Raw genomic sequence first — 245 nt, forward strand, 5'->3', positions numbered from 1 at the left:
TACGTCGCAGGTGGCAGTGCTGACCGCCGCTCAGGTGGCCGGGCTGACCACCGCCCAGGTGGCGGCATTGACCACCACCCAGGTGCCGGTGCTGTCCACCGCTGATGTCAAGGCGCTGACCACGGCGCAGATCAAGGCCCTGACCACGTCCCAGGTGGCGGTGCTGAGCACCACCGAGGTGGCGGCGCTGTCCTCGGCGCAGGTGGCGGCGCTGACCACCACCGAGGCGGCCGCCTTGACCACCA

Annotated in this window: 1 protein-coding gene; it reads left to right on the plus strand. The window is 71.0% G+C overall.

Annotated features, from left to right (window positions below):
* On the plus strand, window positions 1-245 hold a 245-nt coding region (locus GSQ89_RS40510), incomplete at both ends, for a hypothetical protein (protein WP_216856526.1).

It is taken from the genome of Acidisphaera sp. S103 (genome assembly GCF_009765975.1).
GTDB lineage: Bacteria > Pseudomonadota > Alphaproteobacteria > Acetobacterales > Acetobacteraceae > Rhodopila.